General features: G+C 74.9%; 16 protein-coding genes. 6 read left to right on the top strand and 10 right to left on the bottom strand.

The genetic code is table 11. The features are described from left to right. The first annotated feature begins 97 nt into the window (after positions 1-97). Positions 98-1,804: a DUF885 domain-containing protein gene (locus tag ACZ4XJ_RS11400; RefSeq protein WP_468496011.1), complete on the top strand. Its 1,707-nt coding sequence runs from the start codon at positions 98-100 to the stop codon at positions 1,802-1,804. A 95-nt stretch (positions 1,805-1,899) separates the two neighbouring features. Here ACZ4XJ_RS11400 and ACZ4XJ_RS11395 read toward each other — a convergent pair whose 3' ends face one another. After that, on the bottom strand, positions 1,900-2,418 hold the full coding sequence (locus tag ACZ4XJ_RS11395; RefSeq protein WP_362883456.1) for a rhodanese-like domain-containing protein: 519 nt from the start codon (positions 2,416-2,418) through the stop codon (positions 1,900-1,902). 94 nt (positions 2,419-2,512) lie between these two features. On the opposite strand from ACZ4XJ_RS11395, the gene ACZ4XJ_RS11390 reads away from it, so the two are divergent. Further along, positions 2,513-2,959 carry an Lrp/AsnC family transcriptional regulator gene (locus ACZ4XJ_RS11390; RefSeq protein WP_362883457.1) on the top strand — a complete coding sequence of 149 codons (447 nt, stop codon included), beginning with the start codon at positions 2,513-2,515 and terminating at the stop codon, positions 2,957-2,959. Between the two features lie 70 nt (positions 2,960-3,029). On the opposite strand, the gene ACZ4XJ_RS11385 is transcribed toward ACZ4XJ_RS11390, so the two are convergent. From ACZ4XJ_RS11385 to ACZ4XJ_RS11375, 3 genes are all read right to left on the bottom strand, one after another. Further along, positions 3,030-6,044, bottom strand: coding sequence for an AAA family ATPase (locus ACZ4XJ_RS11385; RefSeq protein WP_468496010.1), 3,015 nt, complete (start codon positions 6,042-6,044; stop codon positions 3,030-3,032). Beyond that, positions 6,041-7,210 carry an exonuclease SbcCD subunit D gene (locus tag ACZ4XJ_RS11380; protein WP_468496009.1) on the bottom strand — a complete coding sequence of 390 codons (1,170 nt, stop codon included), beginning with the start codon at positions 7,208-7,210 and terminating at the stop codon, positions 6,041-6,043. The genes ACZ4XJ_RS11385 and ACZ4XJ_RS11380 overlap by 4 nt, the downstream gene beginning before the upstream one ends. Positions 7,211-7,365: 155 nt before the next feature. Then, positions 7,366-7,995 carry a YigZ family protein gene (locus tag ACZ4XJ_RS11375; RefSeq protein ID WP_468496008.1) on the bottom strand — a complete coding sequence of 210 codons (630 nt, stop codon included), beginning with the start codon at positions 7,993-7,995 and terminating at the stop codon, positions 7,366-7,368. 97 nt (positions 7,996-8,092) lie between these two features. On the opposite strand from ACZ4XJ_RS11375, the gene ACZ4XJ_RS11370 reads away from it, so the two are divergent. Further along, complete coding sequence (locus ACZ4XJ_RS11370; protein WP_362883462.1) at positions 8,093-8,497, top strand: CoA-binding protein; 405 nt, start codon at positions 8,093-8,095, stop codon at positions 8,495-8,497. Between the two features lie 29 nt (positions 8,498-8,526). Here the strand turns inward: ACZ4XJ_RS11370 and ACZ4XJ_RS11365 are convergent, their stop codons facing one another. After that, on the bottom strand, positions 8,527-9,279 hold the full coding sequence (locus tag ACZ4XJ_RS11365) for an acyltransferase (RefSeq protein ID WP_362883464.1): 753 nt from the start codon (positions 9,277-9,279) through the stop codon (positions 8,527-8,529). 131 nt (positions 9,280-9,410) lie between these two features. Here ACZ4XJ_RS11365 and ACZ4XJ_RS11360 point away from each other — a divergent pair, with 131 nt between their 5' ends. Further along, positions 9,411-9,953: a gamma carbonic anhydrase family protein gene (locus tag ACZ4XJ_RS11360; protein WP_468496007.1), complete on the top strand. Its 543-nt coding sequence runs from the start codon at positions 9,411-9,413 to the stop codon at positions 9,951-9,953. 64 nt (positions 9,954-10,017) lie between these two features. Here ACZ4XJ_RS11360 and ACZ4XJ_RS11355 read toward each other — a convergent pair whose 3' ends face one another. From ACZ4XJ_RS11355 to ACZ4XJ_RS11345, 3 genes are all read right to left on the bottom strand, one after another. Beyond that, the gene (locus ACZ4XJ_RS11355) at positions 10,018-10,689 is read right to left on the bottom strand and encodes a DedA family protein (protein ID WP_362884730.1); all 672 of its coding nucleotides are present in this window, start codon (positions 10,687-10,689) and stop codon (positions 10,018-10,020) included. A gap of 58 nt (positions 10,690-10,747) precedes the next feature. Further along, the gene (locus tag ACZ4XJ_RS11350) at positions 10,748-13,261 is read right to left on the bottom strand and encodes a beta-glucosidase (protein ID WP_468496006.1); all 2,514 of its coding nucleotides are present in this window, start codon (positions 13,259-13,261) and stop codon (positions 10,748-10,750) included. Between the two features lie 242 nt (positions 13,262-13,503). Further along, complete coding sequence (locus tag ACZ4XJ_RS11345) at positions 13,504-13,962, bottom strand: DUF4442 domain-containing protein (protein WP_468496005.1); 459 nt, start codon at positions 13,960-13,962, stop codon at positions 13,504-13,506. A gap of 96 nt (positions 13,963-14,058) precedes the next feature. On the opposite strand from ACZ4XJ_RS11345, the gene ACZ4XJ_RS11340 reads away from it, so the two are divergent. Both ACZ4XJ_RS11340 and ACZ4XJ_RS11335 read left to right on the top strand, forming a co-directional pair. After that, positions 14,059-15,114, top strand: coding sequence for a DUF8017 domain-containing protein (locus tag ACZ4XJ_RS11340; protein ID WP_362884279.1), 1,056 nt, complete (start codon positions 14,059-14,061; stop codon positions 15,112-15,114). A 134-nt stretch (positions 15,115-15,248) separates the two neighbouring features. Next, the gene (locus tag ACZ4XJ_RS11335; protein WP_468496004.1) at positions 15,249-16,553 is read left to right on the top strand and encodes an MFS transporter; all 1,305 of its coding nucleotides are present in this window, start codon (positions 15,249-15,251) and stop codon (positions 16,551-16,553) included. Between the two features lie 19 nt (positions 16,554-16,572). On the opposite strand, the gene ACZ4XJ_RS11330 is transcribed toward ACZ4XJ_RS11335, so the two are convergent. Further along, the gene (locus tag ACZ4XJ_RS11330) at positions 16,573-17,364 is read right to left on the bottom strand and encodes a spermidine synthase (RefSeq protein ID WP_468496273.1); all 792 of its coding nucleotides are present in this window, start codon (positions 17,362-17,364) and stop codon (positions 16,573-16,575) included. A 78-nt stretch (positions 17,365-17,442) separates the two neighbouring features. After that, positions 17,443-18,288 carry a patatin-like phospholipase family protein gene (locus tag ACZ4XJ_RS11325; protein ID WP_362884275.1) on the bottom strand — a complete coding sequence of 282 codons (846 nt, stop codon included), beginning with the start codon at positions 18,286-18,288 and terminating at the stop codon, positions 17,443-17,445. Positions 18,289-18,322: the final 34 nt, after the last annotated feature.

Here is an 18,322-nt window from a genome sequence, read left to right as displayed (position 1 = left end):
GGGGAGCCGGGGGCCGGTCCTCAGGTGGTGCCCGCGTCAGGTCCCCGGGGCCGTCACGGTGATGACGCGGGGCGGTTCCGCGTACGAAGATGGCAGCATGTCAGAGACCCTCCACAGTGACAGCGCAGCACGTCTGCCCCGTCAGGTCGCCGACGCGTACGTCGACGACCTCATCGCCATCGACCCGATCACGGGCACCTACCTCGGCGTCGCGGCCAGCTCCGGCAAGCTGCCGGACTTCTCCCCGGCGGGCCGCGCCGCCGCCGCCGAGCTGTCGCGCACCACCCTGACCGCGCTCGACGCCGCCGAGCGGTCGCCCGGCGCCGACACCGAGGCCGAACGGCGCTGCGCCCGGCTGCTGCGCGAGCGGCTCAACGCCGAACTCGCCGTCCACGAGGCCGACGAGGACCTGCGCGTCGTCAGCAACATCCACTCCCCCGCCCACTCGGTCCGCGAGGTCTTCACCCTGACCCCGGCCGACACCGAGGAGGAGTGGGCCGCGATCGCCGAGCGGCTGCGCGCCGTACCGGCCGCCCTCGCCGGGTACCGCGAGAGCCTCGCGCTCGGTCTGGAACGCGGGCTGTACGGCAGCCCGCGCCCCGCCGCCACCTTCGTCGAGCAGCTCGGCATCTGGGCCGGCGAGGGCGAGGACGGCGCCCGGGACTTCTTCGGCGCCTTCGCCTCCGCCGGCCCCGAGGCCCTGCGCGCGGAGCTGGACGCGGCGGCCGTCGGTGCGACGGCGGCGGTGGCCGAACTGCGGGACTGGATGCGGGACGTGTACGCCCCGGCCGTCGCCGACGCTCCGGATCCGGTGGGCCGCGAGCGCTACGCCCGCTGGGCACGCTACTTCAACGGCACCGATCTGGACCTGGACGAGGCGTACGCCTACGGCTGGGCCGAGTACCACCGGCTGCTCGCCGAGATGAAGACCGAGGCGGCGAAGATCCTGCCGGGCGCCGGCCCCTGGGACGTGCTGCGGCACCTGGAGGAGCACGGCACCCACATCGAGGGCGTCGACGAGGTCCGGGCCTGGCTCCAAGGCCTGATGGACGAAGCCATCGAGAACCTGGACGGCACCCACTTCGAGCTCGCCGAGCGGGTCAAGCGGGTGGAGTCCATGATCGCCCCGTCGGGCGGTGCGGCGGCGCCGTACTACACGAACCCCTCCGAGGACTTCTCCCGTCCCGGGCGCACCTGGCTGCCGACCATGGGACAGACCCGGTTCCCGGTGTACGACCTGGTGTCCACCTGGTACCACGAGGGCGTTCCCGGTCACCACCTCCAGCTCGCGCAGTGGCAGCACGTGGCGGACCGGCTCTCCCGCTACCAGGCGACCGTGGGCATGGTCAGCGCGAACGTCGAGGGCTGGGCGCTGTACGCGGAACGCCTGATGGACGAGCTGGGCTACCTCAAGGACGCCGAGCAGCGGCTGGGTTACCTGGACTGCCAGATGATGCGGGCCGCCCGGGTGATCGTGGACATCGGCATGCACCTGGGCCTGGAGATCCCGGCGGACTCGCCGTTCCACCCGGGCGAGCACTGGACCGTCGACCTGGCGCAGGAGTTCTTCGGACTGCACAGCGGGCGGCCGGCGGACTTCATCGCGAGCGAGCTCACCCGCTACCTGTCGATGCCGGGTCAGGCGATCGGCTACAAGCTGGGCGAGCGCGCCTGGCTGCTGGGCCGGGACAACGCCCGTGCCGCGCACGGCGAGTCCTTCGACCTGAAGGCCTGGCACATGGCGGCGCTGTCCCAGGGCTCGCTGGGCCTGGACGACCTGGTGGACGAGCTCTCCAAGCTCTGAGCCGCCCCGCCCGCGCGGGCGTCGCCCCCGCCGGGCCGACGGGCCGCACGTTCCCCGCAAGGGGGTGTGCGGCCCGTCGCAGTGGCGGCGGCGGTTCAGCAGCCGCAGTCGTCGGAGTCGGTGGGTGCGGTCAGCGGGTCGGCCCCGGCGCGCCGTTCGGAGCCCTGCCAGGTCTCGACCTCGAATCCCTCGCGGATCCAGTACTCGATGCCGCCGAGCATCTCCTTGACCTGGAAGCCGAGTTCGGCCAGGGCGAGGGCGGAGCGGGCGCCGCCGTTGCAGCCGGGTCCCCAGCAGTAGGTGACGACGGGCAGGTTCCGGTCGAGGAGCAGGTCCGCCTGTTCCGGGACGAGGGCCGTGGGGAGGTGGACGGCCCCGGGGACGTGGGCCTGGTCCCAGGACGGGGTGGAGCGGGAGTCGACGAGTTGGAAGCCGAGCTCGGCGCCCCGTTCCCGATGGGCCTCGAAGGCGGCGGCGACGTCCGACACGTCCGCGTGGAAGGCCAGGCTCGCGGCGAAGTACGCGGCGGCGGCGGCCGGGGTGGCCGGCGGGACCCGCAGGACGGGGTTCGCGCCGGTGGTGGCGGGTACCGGGGTGTTCGAGGTCGTCGTCATGGACACGAATCTACGAACCGCAGGCTGCTTAGGGAAGGCACTTTCCCCGGCCTTCGGCTTGTTCGTCCGGGGATTCCCCTGCTACACCTGACGGATGACCGACTATTCCCCCGACGCCACGGACTGGCGCATCCTGAGCGTCCTCCAGGAGGACGGCCGCGCCAGTTTCACCGACCTCGCCCGCGCCGTGTCCATGTCCGCGAGCGCCGTCACGGAACGGGTCCGCCGGCTGGAGGAGACGGGGATCATCACCGGCTACACGGCCGTGGTCGACCACGAGAAGCTGGGCAAGGCCATCCTGGCGCTGGTGCGGTTGCGCTACCCGCACGGCAACTACAAGCCCTTCCACGACTTCCTCGAAGCCACCCCGGAGATCCTGGAGGCCCATCACGTCACGGGGGACGACTGCTTCGTCCTCAAGGTCACCGCCCGTTCGATGGGGCACCTGGAGGAGGTCACGGGCCGGATCTCGGGCCTGGGCCCGGTGACCACCAGCGTCGTGTACTCGTCCCCGCTGTCCCGGCGGCCGATCAGCCCGTGACGGCCGCCACGGCCCGCCGCGCCGTGTGACGGCCGCCGCCGGGCGACCGCCGCCGGCCCGGGACGACCGATCAGGCCCTGCCGGCCGCCGCCGTGCGGTGGCGGACCACCGAACCGCCGCGCTGTTTGACGATCTCCAACTGGGCCTGGACCCGGGTGCGCAGGTCGCCGACGTGGCTCACGATGCCGACGCTGCGGTCCCGCTCGCGCAGGGAGTCCAGGACGTCGAGGACCTCGTCCAGGGCTTGGTCGTCGAGGCTGCCGAAGCCCTCGTCGATGAACAGGGTGTCCAGCCGCATCCCGCCGGCCTCGTCGGTGACCACGTCCGCCAGGCCCAGGGCCAGGGCGAGGGAGGCGAAGAAGGTCTCGCCGCCGGACAGCGTGGCCGTGTCCCGCTCGCTGCCGGTCCAGGCGTCGAGGACGTGCAGGCCGAGCCCCGAGCGGCCGCGACCGCCCGTCCTGGCGTCGGAGTGGACCAGGGTGTAGCGGCCGCCGGACATCCGCAACAGCCGTACGGTCGCGGCGGCGGCGACCTGCTCCAGCCGCGCGGCCAGCACGTACGCCTCCAGCCGCATCTTGCGTTCGTTGTCGGCGGAGGTGCCCGCGGTGAGCCCGGCCAGCCGGGCCACCCGCTCGTACGCGGCGCGCAGCGGGCCCAGCGCGCGCAGCTCGTGCTCCGCCTGCCGGGAGAGCCGGTCGAGTTCGCCGCAGCGGACCCGGGCCGCGTCGACGGCCGAGCCGGCGGCGCGCAGCCGGGCGGCGGCGCGTTCCGCGCGGGCCTCGGCGGCGTAGGGGTCGGCCGCGGGCCGGGCCGCCGCGCGGGCGGTGTCCTGCTCGGCGTGCCGCTCGGCCAGCATGGCCTCCTCCGCCTGCCAGGCGTCGGTGCGGTGCTGGAGGGCGGTGCGCTCGTACTCGGGGAGCACCGCGTCGGCGGCGGCCTCGATGGTGTCGAAGCCGGCCTTGAAGGCGGCGTCGGCGAGCTGCCCGTCGGCCTCCTTCAGCCGGGCGGCGGTGACCTCGGCCCGGCGCAGCGCGCCGGCGGCGGTGGTGACCATCCGGATCCGGTCCTCCAGGACACGGGCGCGGGCGGCGACGCTGGGGGCGTCGCCCCGTACGAGGACCAGCTCCGCCTCCAGGGAGGCCTGTTCCCGGTCGAGGGCCTCGCGCCGCTCGGCGCGGGCGGCGGCCCGACGTTCGGCGTCGAGCCGGTAGGCGCTGCGGGCGGCGTGCTCGCGCTCCGCGCGGCCCAGCCGTTCGCGGGCGGTGTGCAGGGCGGCCGCGTCGGCGTGGGCGGCGGCGTGCCGGGAGCTCAGGTCCGCGGTGAGGGCGCGCAGTTCGGCCGTGGTGGATTCCCCGGCGGCGGACGCGGCCTCGGACTCGGCCTCGCGGACGGCCGCGAGCCTGCGTTCGACGCCGGCCCGGCGCTCCTCGGCGTGTTCGAAGCGGGCGTGCGCGGAGTCCTCGGCGTCCCGGTCCACGTGCCCGGGGGCGGGTCGGGCCGGGTCGGGGTGCTGCTCCGATCCGCAGACCGTGCAGGGTTCCCCGGCGGTGAGGGCTTCGGCGAGTTCGGCGGCGATGCCGCGCAGCCGGGCCTCCTTGAGTTCCAGCCAGCGTTCCCGGGCGGCGGCCGACGCCTCGCGGGCCAGCAGCAGTTCGGCCGCGGCGGCCTCGGCGTCGGCGGCCAGGGCGTCCCGCCGGCCGGCGGCGGTGAGCTGCATGCGGACGGGCTCCAGCCGACCGGCGAGCTGTTCGGCGAGGGTTGCCGCCTGCTGGGCGGCGTCCACCCGGTCCTGCAGCGCGGCCCGGGTGTCGTCCCAGCGGCCGAGCCAGTCGAGGGACTCCTGGTGCTGCTCGTCGGCGTCCCGGGACTCGCGCTCCAGGGTGGCGCGCTCGCGGCCGATCTCGGCGCTGCGCTGTTCCGCGCGGCGGGCGGCGCCGACCGCGCCGAGTTCCTCGCGCAGCCCCTGCTCGACGGAGGCGAGCTGTTCGACGCCCGCTTCGGCGAGGGTCGGCGGGAGGACGGAGCGGGCCACGGTCTCGGCGTGCGCGGCGGTGAGGTGGGCGGCGGCCGCGGCCCCGCGCAGTTCCAGGGCGGGGGCGACGAGGGCGCCGCGGCGGGCCCGGTCCAGGAGGCTCCGTACGCGTTCGCGTTCCGGCGCGTCCTGCGCGAGCCGCTCCGCGCGCCGGGTGGTCTCGGCGTGCCGGTGCTGGAGCCGGTCGAGTTCGCGGGCGTCCTCGGCGGCCCGTCGGGCGGCGGCGTGCCGGCTCTCGACGGCGGCCAGCGCGTACTCGGCGACGGTGAGGCGTTCCCGGGCCGAGCAGCGGGCGACGGCTGCCCACGCGCGGACGGCCTCGGCGAGGCCCGGGTCGCCGGGCTGGTGCCGGGGCAGCGGCCAGGCACGCAGGTCGGCGCAGTCACCGGCCGCCTGGGCGAGCCGCTGGGCGGCGGCGAGGACCTTCTCGTCACCGGCGCGCACCTTGGCCTCGGCGGCCCGGCGGCGTTCGGCGAGCAGCGCTTCGACGGCGGCGAAGCGGCGGGTGTCGAAGAGCCGGCCGAGGAGCCGGCCGCGGGCCTCGGCGCCGGCGCGCAGGAACTGGGCGAACTCGCCCTGCGGGAGGAGGACGACCTGGCAGAACTGCTCGCGGCTCATGCCGAGGAGCTGTTCGACCTCCTCGCCGATCTCCTGGTGGGAGCGGCTGAGGGCCGTCCACGTGCCGCCGGTGTGCTCGCGCAGCCAACTCTGCGGCTTGTCCTTGGTGGTGCCGGCGCCGCGCTTCTTGGGGCGGTCCTGTTCGGGGCGCCGGGTGATCTCCAACCGGCGGTCGCCCGCCGTGAGTTCGAGGGTGATCTCGGTCGGTACGTCGGGGGCGGCGTGGTCGCTGCGCAGGCTGGTGCCGGGTGCCTGCCGGGAGCCGGGCACCGAGCCGTAGAGGGCGTAGCAGACGGCGTCCAGGACGGAGGTCTTGCCGGCGCCGGTGGGGCCGTGGAGCAGGAAGATCCCGGCGCCGGACAGGGCGTCGAAGTCGATCTCCTGCGGTTCGGCGAAGGGCCCGAAGGCGGTGATCCGGAGCCGGTGCAGCCTCATCGGACGGTCTCCTGACGGCTGTCCTGGGCGCGTACGTCGTCGAAGGCGCCCCGGAGCACGTCCCGTTCGGCATCGTCGGGGGTGCCGCCGCCGCGTACATGCGCGACGAAGTCCTCGGCGATCTCCTGGTCGCTGCGCCCCTTGAGCCGCTGGGCGTAGGAGGCCGTTCCGTCCTCCTCGCGGCCCTCGGGTTCGAAGGCGAGGCTGAGGGTGTGCGGGAAGCGGGCGGTGAGGCGGGCCATGGGGTCGGCGGGCCGGACCGGGTCGGTGAGGGTGACCTCGATCCAGTGGTCCTCGCGGGGGGCGAGGGAGGGGTCGTCGAGGATCTCCTCCAGGGGCCCGCGCAGCCGTGACAGTTCCCTCGGGACGGGCGTGTCGATCCGTTCGGCGGTGCCGATCGCGCCGTCGGCGTCGAGGTCGATCAGCCACATCGTCTTGCGGTGGTCCGCTTCGGAGAAGGAGTACGCGAGCGGGGAACCGGAGTAGCGGACCCGTTCGTTGATCGTCTGGCAGCCGTGGAGGTGGCCGAGGGCGGCGTAGTCGACCCCGTCGAAGACGGAGGCGGGCACGGCCTCGACCCCGCCGACGGTGATGTCGCGTTCGCTGTCGCTGGCCTGCCCGCCGGTGACGAAGGCGTGGGCGAGGACGATGGAGCGGGTCCCGGGCGCCCGGCCGGCCAGGTCGGCCCGGATCCGGTGCATGGCCGCGCGCAGTACGGCTTCGTGGCCGACCTTCTCCGCACCGAACTCCTCCTTGACGAGGGCCGGTTCCAGGTACGGCAGCCCGTACAGGGCCACCTCGCCGTGTACGTCGGCCAGCACCACGGGGTCGGCGCAGCCCGCCGGGTCGGTCCGCAGGTGGATCCCGGCCCGGCCGATCAACCCGGCGCCGACGCCGAGGCGGCGGGCGGAGTCGTGGTTGCCGGAGATCATCACGGTCGGCACGCCGAGGTCGGCGAGCCGGTGCAGGGCCCGGTCGAACAGCTCGACGGCGGGCAGCGGGGGCACGGCCCGGTCGTAGACGTCGCCGGCGACGAGGACGGCGTCGACCTCGTGCGCGCGGACGGCCGCGACGAGGTGGTCGACGAAGGCGGCCTGGGCCCCGAGCATGTTCACCCGGTGGAAGGACCTGCCGAGGTGCCAGTCCGAGGTGTGCAGGAACTTCACTCGCTCGCTCCGACCCGCACGCTTGATCTCCTTCGTGGCCCTGCTCCGACCCTCCAGGCTAACCCGTTCCCCGGCCGCCCCACCGCGCCCTTCCGCTCCTCGGACCTCAAGGGTGACGGGCCGGCCGCCCGGCCCCGCCGAGGGCGGCGGCGGGCTCAGCCCTCGCCGTACGCCTCGCCGCCGAGCTCGAAGCCGGCGGTCCCGGCGGTGACGTCGGCGAGCCAGGCGCGGAAGGCGCCGACGTCCGCCTCGGGGATCCCGATGTCGATGGCGACGGCCTCGCCGTAGCGGACGTCCAGGACGGCCCGACCGGTGGAGCGCAGGTCGTTCTGGGTCCGGCCGGCGCGCTGGTGGTCGACGGTGACGGTGGCGAGCCGGTAGCGGTGGCGGGTGACGGTGCCGAGCACGTCGAGGGCCTCGCCGACGACTCCCCCGTAGGCCCGGATGAGTCCGCCGGCGCCGAGCTTCACGCCGCCGTAGTAGCGGGTGACGACGGCGACGGCGTAGCGGATGTCGCGCCGGGTCAGCATCTGCAGCATGGGCACCCCGGCGGTGCCACCGGGCTCACCGTCGTCGCTCGCCTTCTGCACCGAGGCGTCCGCGCCGATCACGTAGGCGAAGCAGTTGTGCGAGGCGGTGGGGTGCTCCTTGCGGATCCGCGCGACGAACTCCTGCGCCTCCCGCTCCGTCGCCGCGGGCGCGAGCGAGCACAGGAACCGCGAGCGGTTGATCTCCGACTCGTGCACGCCCTCGCGGGCCACCGTCACGTACTGGTCTGCCTTCACCGCTCCACCCTACGGGGAATCGGACAGGTGTCCTTTTCGTTGATCCGGCAGAGCGATCCGGCTCAGCGGCAGACCAGAACAGCAGGAGGCGGTACGCGTGTACGGCGACCCGGCGACCATCCGCAAGATCCTCACCGAACTCGGCGACACCTGGGCGGTGGTGGGGCTGTCCAACAACGCGGACCGGGCCGCCTACGGGGTGGCCCGCGTGCTCCAGCGGTATGGCAAGCGCGTGGTTCCCGTGCACCCGAAGGCGGAGACGGTGCACGGCGAGCAGGGGTACGCCTCGCTGGACGCGATCCCGTTCGAGGTGGACGTGGTGGACGTCTTCGTGAACAGCGCCCTGGCGGGCGCGGTGGCCGACGAGGCGGTGGCGGCCGGCGCGGACGCGGTCTGGTTCCAACTGGACGTGGTCGACGAGGCCGCCTTCAGCCGGACCCGCGAGGCCGGCCTGGAGATGGTCATGGACCGCTGCCCCGCGATCGAGATCCCCGCCCTGTAGGCGGGTATCGCCGCGGCGGACCGGGAGCCTCAGGCCCCGCCCGCCTCGGCCTCCGCCAGCTGTGCCAGCCCGCGCAGCTGCTCCGGTGTCATCCCGTCGGGGATCGGCACCGGGGCCGGCGTCCGCAGCGGCGGCTGCCAGCCCGTCGCGGGTTCCCAGCGGCGTACGATCCGTGCCGGCGCGCCCGCCACGACCGCGTGGTCGGGCACCTCGCCCCGGACCACGGATCCGGCGGCCACCACCACGTTGCGGCCCAGCCGGGCCCCGGGGAGGATCACCGCGCCGGTGCCGAGCCAGCAGCCGGGGCCGATCTCCACCGGCGCGTTGCGCGGCCACTGCCGGCCGACGGGCTCGTTCGGGTCGTCGTAGCTGTGGTTGGTGGAGGTGATGTAGACGCCCGGGCCGCAGAAGGTGTCGTCGCCGATGGTGATCCGGGTGTCGGCGATGACGTGGCTGCCCCGGCCCAGGACGACCCCGTTGCCGAGGACCAGGACCGGCTCGGCGCCGAGGTCGAGGTCGGGCATCATCCCGGCGGTCAGGGTGACCTGCTCGGCGATGATGCAGTGCGCTCCGAGCCGGATCCACCGCTCGCCGAAGACGGTGCCCTGCGGGAACGCGAGCCGCGTGCCGTCGCCGATGGCGTCGAAGCGCAGTCGTCCCGGGGTCTGCGCGGTGATGGCGCCCGCCTGCTGCATCCAGCGCCATCCCGCGTGCGCCACCCGGCCCGCGACGCGGCGGCGCAGGGCCGTCAGGGATGAGAACGTGTTCTGGTTCTTCGGCACCCGGCCACGGTAGTGGTCCGCGCGCCGGGCGTCGGGACGCCGGAGCTGTGATCTTCACCCCATCACCGGAGCGGCCGGGTGCGTGCCCTACGGTGCCGGTAGCGCGGCATCCGGAAGCAGAGGAAGAGTTCATGACGTATCAGGCGGGCCAGGCACTCATCGCGGGCGTCGGCGGGAAACAGCCGACCGTCGACCCGACGGCCTTCACCGCGCCGACCTCGGTGGTCGTCGGTGACGTCACCCTCGGCGCCGGCGCGAGCGTCTGGTACTCGGCGGTGCTGCGCGCCGACTGCGGCCCGATCACGCTCGGAGCGGACAGCAACGTGCAGGACAACTGCACCGTGCACGTCGACCCCGGCTTCCCGGTGTCCATCGGCGAGCGCGTCTCCATCGGCCACAACGCCGTCGTCCACGGCTGCACCGTGGAGGACGACTGCCTCATCGGCATGGGTGCGACCGTGCTGAACGGCGCCGTGATCGGCGCCGGTTCGCTGGTGGCCGCGCAGGCCCTCGTCCCGCAGGGCATGGTGGTCCCGCCCGGCTCCCTGGTCGCGGGCGTGCCCGCGAAGGTGCGGCGCGAGCTGACCGACGAGGAGCGCGAGGGCATCAAGGTCAACGCCGCGATGTACACGGCCCTCGCCGAGCAGCACCGCGCGTCGGTCCCGCGGGCCTGACGCACGCCACGGCCCGGTGCCGCGCCGGCGGGGCCCCGGGCCCCGCCGGCGCGGCACCGCGGGGTCAGTTCGCGACGCCCGCCGTCACGGGAGCCCGGTCCGTGTCCGGCGCCGCGTCCTCGCGGAGCCGGGCCGCGGCCTTCTTCATGCGGCTGCGGATGACGAGCGTCACGACGAGCCCGCCCGCCACGGCCAGGGCGAGCGCCAACCAGGAGAACCGCTTCAGCCACGGCTCGGCGACGACGCCGACCGAGTAGATGACGGCGGTGGTGCCGCCGGCCCAGAGGATCCCGCCGAGGACGTTCGCGACGAGGAAGCGCCAGTACGGCATCCGCAGCACGCCGGCCAGCGGCCCGGCGAAGATCCGCAGCAGGGCCACGAACCGTCCGAAGAAGACGGCCCACATGCCCCACTTGTCGAAGGAGCGCTCCGCGAGGGCCACGTGTTCGGGTCCGAAGTGCTTGGGGAAGCGCCGACCCAGCTTCTCCAGCAGCGGTTTGCCCCCGCGCCGGCCGATCGCGTAGCCGATCGAGTCGCCGATGATCGCGCCCGCGATCGCGCACAGGCCCAGGACCACCGGGTCGATCTCCCCGTGCTGGGAGGCCAGCAGGGCCGAGCTGACCAGGATGATCTCTCCGGGCAGGGGGATGCCCAGGCTCTCCAACCCGATGACCAGACCCACCAGGAGATAGACGCTGATCGGTGGAATCGTCTCCAGCCATTCCTGGATGTGCACCGGTGGGTCCTCCCGAGTTCTCGCCGCCGGGCTCCCGTGGCCCGCCGGACGGGGCAGCCTATCGGCTCCCCACGACCGCCTTCGCCCGCAAGGGCAGTTCGCGGGACGACCGCCCGACGAAGACCTCCCGCAGGCCGGCACCGACCACCCAGGCCCGCTGCTCGGGGTCCCAGGACGACAGCGTCCGCGCGTCGATGTCCACGGTGACCGGCCGGGACTCCCCCGGCGCCAGGGTGAGCCGCCGGTAGCCGGCCAGCACGCGTACCGGCTGGTCCGACGCGGGCCGCTCGGCCGGCCCCAGGTAGACCTGCGCGACCTCGGTGCCCTTGCGGCGGCCCGTGTTGCGTACGGTGAACTCGGCGCGCAGGCCGCCGCGTTCGGGCCGTACGGACAGCCTCTCGTAGGCCCAGGTCGTGTACGAGAGCCCGTGCCCGAAGGGGAACAAGGGGGTCGCGCCGCGGGCGTCGTACCAGCGGTGGCCCACGTGCACGCCCTCGGTGTACTCCTGCCGGCCGGCCACCCCCGGGTAGCGCAGGAGGTCCCCGGCGACCGGGGTCGTCCGCTCGTCCGTCGGGAAGGTCTGGGTCAACCGCCCCCCGGGGTCCACGTCCCCGAAGAGGACGTCGGCCGTCGCGCCCGCGCCCTCCTGGCCCGGGTAGTACATCTGGAGCACCGCACCCGTACGAGCGAGCCAGGGCATGGTCGTGCACGAGGAGGTGTTGAGCACCACCGTCGTCCGGGGGTTGGCCGCGGCCACCGCCTCGATCAGCGCCTCCTGCCCGCCGGGCAGCCCCAGCGAGGTCCGGTCGTGCCCGTCGGTGGCGTCCTCGTACGCGAACAGCACCACGCTGTGCGCCGCCCGGGCGGTCCGTACGGCCTCGGCGACGTCGGCGGCGCGCGTCGCCCGGGTGGTGTGCCGCAGCCGGAAGCGCTGACCGCCGGCGCCCCCCTCGGCGGTGACGGCGAGCCGGTGAGTACCGGCCTTCAGGGCGAGCGTGCGGCGGCGGACGGACATCCCGTCGGGGGCCCGGCCGAGGAGGGCCCCGGCGAACGGCTCGGCGGCGCCCTGCCGGACGGCGAACAGGTCCTCCCCGTCGAGCCGGACGGACGGCCGCTTCCCGGTGTGGTGGACGAGCAGGGTCCACTCGTCGTCGGCGGCCAGCGTGAACTCCGCCCGGTGGCTCCAGGTCCGGCCGGCCTCCACCCGCCGGTCGTCGAGCGCGGCGTTCGGGGTCAGCAGCCCGGCCGGCAGCGGCCGGCCGTACGGGTCCTCGCCGAGGGCGTGGCGGACGGTGGCCCCCCTGCCCGCACGCCGGGTGAGCGCGGTGAGCGGCGAGAGGGGCCGGTCCGGGACCACCGGGGCGCCGCCGCCGGCGACGAGCGGGATCCGGCCGGTGGGGCCGATCACCGCGAGGGAGCGGGCCGCGGCGCCGGTCAGGGGCAGGGTGCCGCGCTCGTTGCGCAGCAGGACCGCCCCGGCGCCGGCCACCTTGCGGGCCGTCCGGGCTCCCGCCGGCGCGTTGCGGGCGGGGCGGGCCGGCGGCTGGTCCGTGAGCAGGCCGAAGCGGTCCAGGGTGGTCAGGATGCGGCGTACGGCCAGGTCGACGGCCTCCTGGGGGACGGAGCCGCCCTGCACGGCCTCGCGCAGGGGGTCGCCGAAGTGGGCGCCGCCGGGCATCTCCATGTCGAGGCCGGCGGTGATCGAGGCGACGGCGCTGTGCAGGGCGTCCGGATCGGACAGCACCCATCCGTCGAACCCCCAGCGGCCGCGCAGCACTTCGTCGAGCAGCGGCCCGTTCTCGCAGGCGGGGATGCCGTTGATCTTGTGCCGGGCGCCCGTGACGGCGCCCGCCCCGGCGGCCACGGCCGCTTCGAAGCCGCGCAGCCCCGTTTCGTGGAGGGTCCGTTCCCCGATGCTCACGTCGAGGGTGTCGCGGCCGGTTTCCTGGTCGTCGAGGACGAAGTGCGTGACGGCGGCGATCAACCCCTCGTCCTGGATGCCGCGCACGACCTGGCCGACGATGTCGGCGGTCAGCCGCGGGTCCTCGGCGAAGGCTTCGAAGTTGCGGCCGGCCCAGGGCGTGCGGATCAGGTTGGCCATCGGCCCGAGCAGGACGTCCCGGCCGAGCGCGCGGCCCTCGCGGCCGAGGACCCGTCCGTACTCGCGGGCCAGCGCGGGATCGAAGGTGCCGGCGAGCATCACGGGGGCGGGCAGCGCGGTGGCGGGCTCGCCGACGGCGATGCCGGCGGGCCCGGCGGCGAACCGCAGCGCGGGAATGCCCAGACGCGGTACGCCTGGCAGGTAGCCGGCGTGGACCGACGCGTGCGGATCCGGGTCCGGGCCGCCGTGCAGCAGAGCGGTCTTCTCGTCGAGGGTGAGCTGGTCGAGCAGGGCGTCGACGCGGGCCCCGACGGCCGGCTTCCCGGCGGCGGCAGCGGCCGGCGGGGCCTTGCGGGGCAGGGCTCCGGGCGGCACGCCGGCGACGCAGCCCGCCGTCGCCAGGGAGGAGCCGACGGCGCCCACCGCGCCGAGCACTCGGATCGCGGAACGTCTGGACACGGCCTCGCTCATGGGCGCTCCCTGCGGCGGCGCCTGGGCGCCGGCCTCGGCATCGGTCGGCGGGAGCGGCCCGCGCCGGACCGCTCCCGCCGCCCACTGTGCGCGCCGGGGCCGCGGGGCCCCGCCGGACGCGCCCTGCGGCGCCCCGGGTTCAGCCCTGCGGCGGCCCGGCCGGGCCCGCCGTGGGCCCGTGGCATCGGCAGACCGGTGCCGTCGGCGGGGGCGGTCGGCCCGTCCCCGCCGTGTTCACCCCGTCAGCCGGCCGCGATCGGCCGCAGGGTCCACAGGATGGTCATCTCGCCCGTCACGGCCTCGTCCTCGCGCCGGATGGCGACGGTGACGGGGAATTCGGGGCGGCCGCCCGCGTCGAGTTCGGCGACGACCTCGGCGGCGGGGCGGCCGAGGGTGGCGGTGGCCGTCACGACACCCTTCGCGAGCTTCTTGTAACCGATCTCGGCCTTGACGGCGAGGGGCACCGCGCGCGAGAGCTGGTCGCCGAAGGCGGCCAGCACGATGGCGCCGCTGGCGGACTCGGCGAGGGTGAACATCGCGCCGGCGTGCGGGCCGCCGACGTGGTTGTGGAAGTCGGGCTGGTCCGGCAGGCGGACGACCGCGCGCTCGGGGGTGGTCTCCAGGAATTCGAGGTTCAGGGTGCGGGCCATCGGCACCGTCCGGGCCAGCAAGTCGCCCACGTTCATCTGTTCTGCGCTCATGGCACGCGATGTTACCCACGAGTAGAAGGCCTTGGCCAGACCTCCTCCGGGGGCGGCCGTGGTCCCCGGAGGCCGGGCCCACTATCGTTACCGGCCATGTGGCCAGGACAGCAGCAGCCGCCCGGGGGCGAGCAGAACCCCCAGGACGCGCAACAGAACCCGTACCAGCAGCAGCCGGGACAGCCGAACCCGTACCAGCAGCAAGGGCAGCCGGGGTTCGGCGAGCAGCAGCCCGGCTACGGATACCCGCAGGCGGGGTACCAGACGCCGCCCCCGGTGCAGCCGTGGGGCCAACCCCCGACCCAACAGCAACCGACGACCCCCGGGCCGGGCGGCGGCAGCCCCTTCGCCACCCGGACGGTGGCCATCGTCGCGGTCTCGGCGGTCATCGTGACCGCCGCCGCCACCGGAGCGTTCGTCCTGACCCGGGACGACGACAAGAAGATCCAGGCCAACGACAAGCCGGCCGCCTCCCCCTCCGCGCCCGCGAGTTCCCCGGCGGCGCCGCCCGCCCCGAGCGGGAACCCGCGCTCCGGCGGGGACCTCAAGCCGCTGATCGCCGGCTGGAAGGTGGTCATCAACCCGAAGTACGGCACCGCCTTCGACGTCCCGCCGGAGTGGAACGTGCTCGGCTCGGGCACGTCCATCGGGTTCGAGGACGCGACCAAGACCGACGGCGGCCCCTTCGTCATGATGTCCGCGCCGGCCTACCTCAAGGAGGACTGGTGCAAGGTCGACTCCGACAAGAACGGCAGTGAGGAGACGACCTCCCTCGCCGGCACCGGCACCAAGGGCGGCCAGGGCGCGAAGGACACCGCCTCCGCCTCCCGCAGCGAGGCCGGCACCTGGGTCTACGGCGGCTACGCGCAGAAGCAGCCCAAGGAGATCGTCAAGTTCACCGACCCGAAGGAGTACACCTCCACCTCCGGGCTCAAGGGTCACGTCACCACCGCGACCGTGACCGGCGTGCCCAAGGAGAACAAGTGCGACTCCGACGGCAAGAGCATCGCGTTCAGCTTCAAGACCGCCAACGGTGACTTCTCCACCTGGGTCCTCTACGGCGCCGCGGGCGTCCCCGGCGAGGTCGACCAGGCGACGTACGAGAAGATCCTCAGCACGGTCCGGCTGACCGAGGCCGCGCCGCCGAACTGATCCCCGCCCACCCCGGCCCCGCTCGTCCCCGCCGGTCCCCCACCCGGCCCCACCGCGTTCCCACCTCCGGGCCGGACATCCGCTTTCCGATAAATTCGGTTGGATTCCCGGCCCGGAGCGGAGAGAGTCCACGGGTGAGTCGACCCCCGGATCTCCCCTCCCCCACCCGCGCGCGCCGCCGGCCCGCGTGGGCCGGCCGCAACTACACCCTGCTGACGGGTGCCGCGGTCATCACCAACCTCGGCAGTCACGGGGCGCTCATCGCGGCCGCCTTCGCCGTGCTGGAGTCAGGGGGTTCCGGCGGGGACGTCGGCCTCGTCGCGGCCGCCCGTACGCTGCCACTCGTCCTCTTCCTGCTCATCGGCGGCGCGCTCGCCGACCGGCTGCCGCGCCACCGCGTGATGGTCGCCGCCAACGCCCTCAACTGCGTCTCGCAGGGCGCCTTCGCGCTGCTCGTGCTCGCCGGGGACCCCCAGCTGTGGCAGATGATGCTGCTCACCGCGCTGTGCGGCACCGGAACGGCGTTCTTCAACCCGGCCGCCGAGGGCATGCTGCTCTCCAGCGTCTCGGGCGAGCACGCCAACCGCGCCTTCGCGCTCTTCCGGATGGCCATGAACGGCGCCGGCATCGGCGGCGCGGCCCTCGGCGGGGCGATGATCGCCGCGATGGGCCCCGGCTGGGTGCTGGCCGTGGACGCCCTGGCCTTCGCCCTCGCGGGCGCGCTCCGGGCGTTCCTGGACGTCGGCCACGTCGCGGAACGGGCCCCCGGCGGCGGCCTGCTGGCCGACCTGCGCGAGGGCTGGGTGGAGGTGCGGACCCGCCCCTGGTTGTGGAGCATCGTGCTCCAGTTCTCCGTGGTCGTCGCCGTCGTCGGCGCCGCGGAGGCGGTGTACGGGCCCCTCGTCGCCCGCGACCAGCTGGGCGGGCCGGCGCCGTGGGGCCTGGCCCTGGCCTGCTTCGGCGTGGGCACCATCGGCGGCGCCGTCCTGATGATGGTGTGGAAACCCCGCAGGCTGCTGCTGGTCGGCACGCTGTGCGTGTTCCCGCTGGCGCTGCCGTCGGCGGGGCTGGCGGTGCCGTTGCCCGTGTGGGCCCTGTGCGCGGTGATGTTCGTCAGCGGCGCCGCCATCGAGGTGTTCGGCGTCAACTGGATGACCACGATGCACCAGGAGATCCCGGAGGAGAAGTTCTCCCGGGTCTCCGCCTACGACTGGTTCGGCTCGGTGTCGATGCTGCCGCTCGCCACCGCCCTGGCCGGCCCCGCCGAGTCGGCGTTCGGCCGCGCCCCGTCGCTGTGGGGTTGCGCCGTGCTGGTGGTGGTCGGCACGGCCGCGGTGCTCTTCGTCCCGGACGTGCGGAACATGACCCGCAAGCCCCCCGCGGTGAAGGCCCCGGTGCTGCCCACCCCGACGGACAGCCCGAGCCCCGCCGCCGTGTGATGCGGGCCCGGTACCGGGCTCACCCCAGGCTGAAGGCGCCCTGTGGCGGCTCCGGCGAGGCCACCGCCTCCGCGTCCGGCACCGGCCGCGCGCCGCGCATCAGGCGGGCCAGGCCAGGGCCGGACTCCACCCGGGCCGGGAACGCGTCGCCGGCGCACCGCCGGGCCAGGGCGGCCACCGGCAGCGGGGAGTCGGAAGCCAGCAGCACCGCGTTGCCGAAGCGGCGCCCGCGCAGCACCGCCGGTTCGGCGATCAGCGCCAGCTCCCCGAAGGCGGCCGCGAAGTTGGCCAGTTGCGCCGCGAGGAACGCGAACGGCGCCCCGTCCGCCAGGTTGGCCGCGTACAGGCCGCCGGGCCTCAGCACCCGGGCCGCCTCCCTCGCGTACTCCACCGAGGTCAGCCGGGCCGGCACCCGCGAGCCGCCGAACACGTCCGCGACCAGGACGTCCGCGCTCGCCGCCGGAGCGGCCGCCAGCCAGGCCCGGGCGTCGGCGGCGTGCACCGTCACCCGCGCCCCGTCGGCGAGCGGCAGGTGCTCGGCGACCAGCTCCACCAACGCCGCGTCGAACTCCACGACCGTCTGCCGGGACCCGGGGCGGACCGCGGCGGCCCAGCGCGGCAGGGTCAGCGCGCCGCCGCCCAGGTACAGCAGGTCCAGGGCGGCGCCCGGCTCGGCCGCGCAGTCCAGCACGTGCGCGAGCCGACGTACGTACTCGAACTCCAGGTGCTCGGGGTCGTCGAGGTCCACGTAGGACTGCGGCGCCCCGTCCACGGTCAGCAGCCAGGCCCGGTCCCGGTCCACGTCCGGCATCAGCTTGGCGGTGCCCTGGTCCACGTCCCGGATCACCGGGATCTGTTCGTCGCTCACCCCACCATTGTCCGGCGCGGGTCAGCCGCCCCAGACCTCCTTCGCGCCGGCCGTGTGCTCGGCGGCCTGGGCCAGTCCCGCGCGGGCTGCGGGATCCCGGCGCGCCGGGTCCAGGACGTTGCGTCCGAAGGCCCTGCGGGCCTGCGCGGAGGGGGTGATCAGCAGCACCCGCGCGCCCGCCGCGCGCAGCCGCTCGGCCTGGGCGGCGGGCGAGGGGATCTTCCCGGCGCCGAGCGCCATCGGCGCGATGATCACCACCCGTCGGTAGCCGGCGGCGATGTCCGCGTTGGTCGCGGAGCGGACCCCGCCGTCGATGAACCGGCGGCCCGCGACCGTCACCGGCGGCCACACCCCGGGCACGGCGCAGCTCGCCGAGACCGCGTCTACGAGGCCGGCGTCGCCCGCCCGCTCGAAGGCGGTCAGCTCGCCGCTCAGCGCGTCCACGGCGGTGACGACGAGGCGTCGCTCGGGCCATTCGTGCGAGACGAGGCGGGCCTTGAGCACCTCGCGGCGCACGGCCTCCGGGCCGGTGTCGGCGGCGAGGGCCATGGCGCCGATCCGCCTGCGGTACTGGGCGGCGTCGCGGGAGCGGGCCATCGCGACGGCGTAGCGGGCGAGCAGCCCCGCGCCGAACCGGGCCACGGCCTCGCCGCCGGCGTCGCCGAGCTGGCGCTCGTACAGCTGCCGCGGGGTGAGCAGCCCGGAGGTGAGCTGGGCGCCCACCACCGAGCCGGCGGAGGTGCCGACGACGAGGTCGGCGGTGGTCAGGTCGACGCCCTCGCGGGCGAGCCCGTACAGGATGCCGGTCTCCCAGCCGATGCCGGTGAGTCCTCCGCCGCCCAGTACCAGCGCCGTGTCGCCGTTCATGGCCCGTCCCCGTTCCGCCCGTGGTGCCCCGCCC

The sequence above is a fragment of the Streptomyces sp. NPDC029836 genome (genome assembly GCF_055574495.1).
The sequence above is the reverse complement of the archived record's forward strand: the minus strand, read 5'-3'. Positions and strand labels throughout refer to the sequence as shown.

Coding starts and splice junctions, on each gene's coding strand:
- ACZ4XJ_RS11400 (WP_468496011.1), top strand. CDS start 98: ATGTCAGAGACCCTCCACAGTGACAGCGCAGCACGTCTGCCCCGTCAG.
- ACZ4XJ_RS11395 (WP_362883456.1), bottom strand. CDS start 2,418: ATGACGACGACCTCGAACACCCCGGTACCCGCCACCACCGGCGCGAAC.
- ACZ4XJ_RS11390 (WP_362883457.1), top strand. CDS start 2,513: ATGACCGACTATTCCCCCGACGCCACGGACTGGCGCATCCTGAGCGTC.
- ACZ4XJ_RS11385 (WP_468496010.1), bottom strand. CDS start 6,044: ATGAGGCTGCACCGGCTCCGGATCACCGCCTTCGGGCCCTTCGCCGAA.
- ACZ4XJ_RS11360 (WP_468496007.1), top strand. CDS start 9,411: ATGACGTATCAGGCGGGCCAGGCACTCATCGCGGGCGTCGGCGGGAAA.
- ACZ4XJ_RS11350 (WP_468496006.1), bottom strand. CDS start 13,261: ATGAGCGAGGCCGTGTCCAGACGTTCCGCGATCCGAGTGCTCGGCGCG.
- ACZ4XJ_RS11345 (WP_468496005.1), bottom strand. CDS start 13,962: ATGAGCGCAGAACAGATGAACGTGGGCGACTTGCTGGCCCGGACGGTG.
- ACZ4XJ_RS11340 (WP_362884279.1), top strand. CDS start 14,059: ATGTGGCCAGGACAGCAGCAGCCGCCCGGGGGCGAGCAGAACCCCCAG.
- ACZ4XJ_RS11330 (WP_468496273.1), bottom strand. CDS start 17,364: ATGCCGGACGTGGACCGGGACCGGGCCTGGCTGCTGACCGTGGACGGG.
- ACZ4XJ_RS11325 (WP_362884275.1), bottom strand. CDS start 18,288: ATGAACGGCGACACGGCGCTGGTACTGGGCGGCGGAGGACTCACCGGC.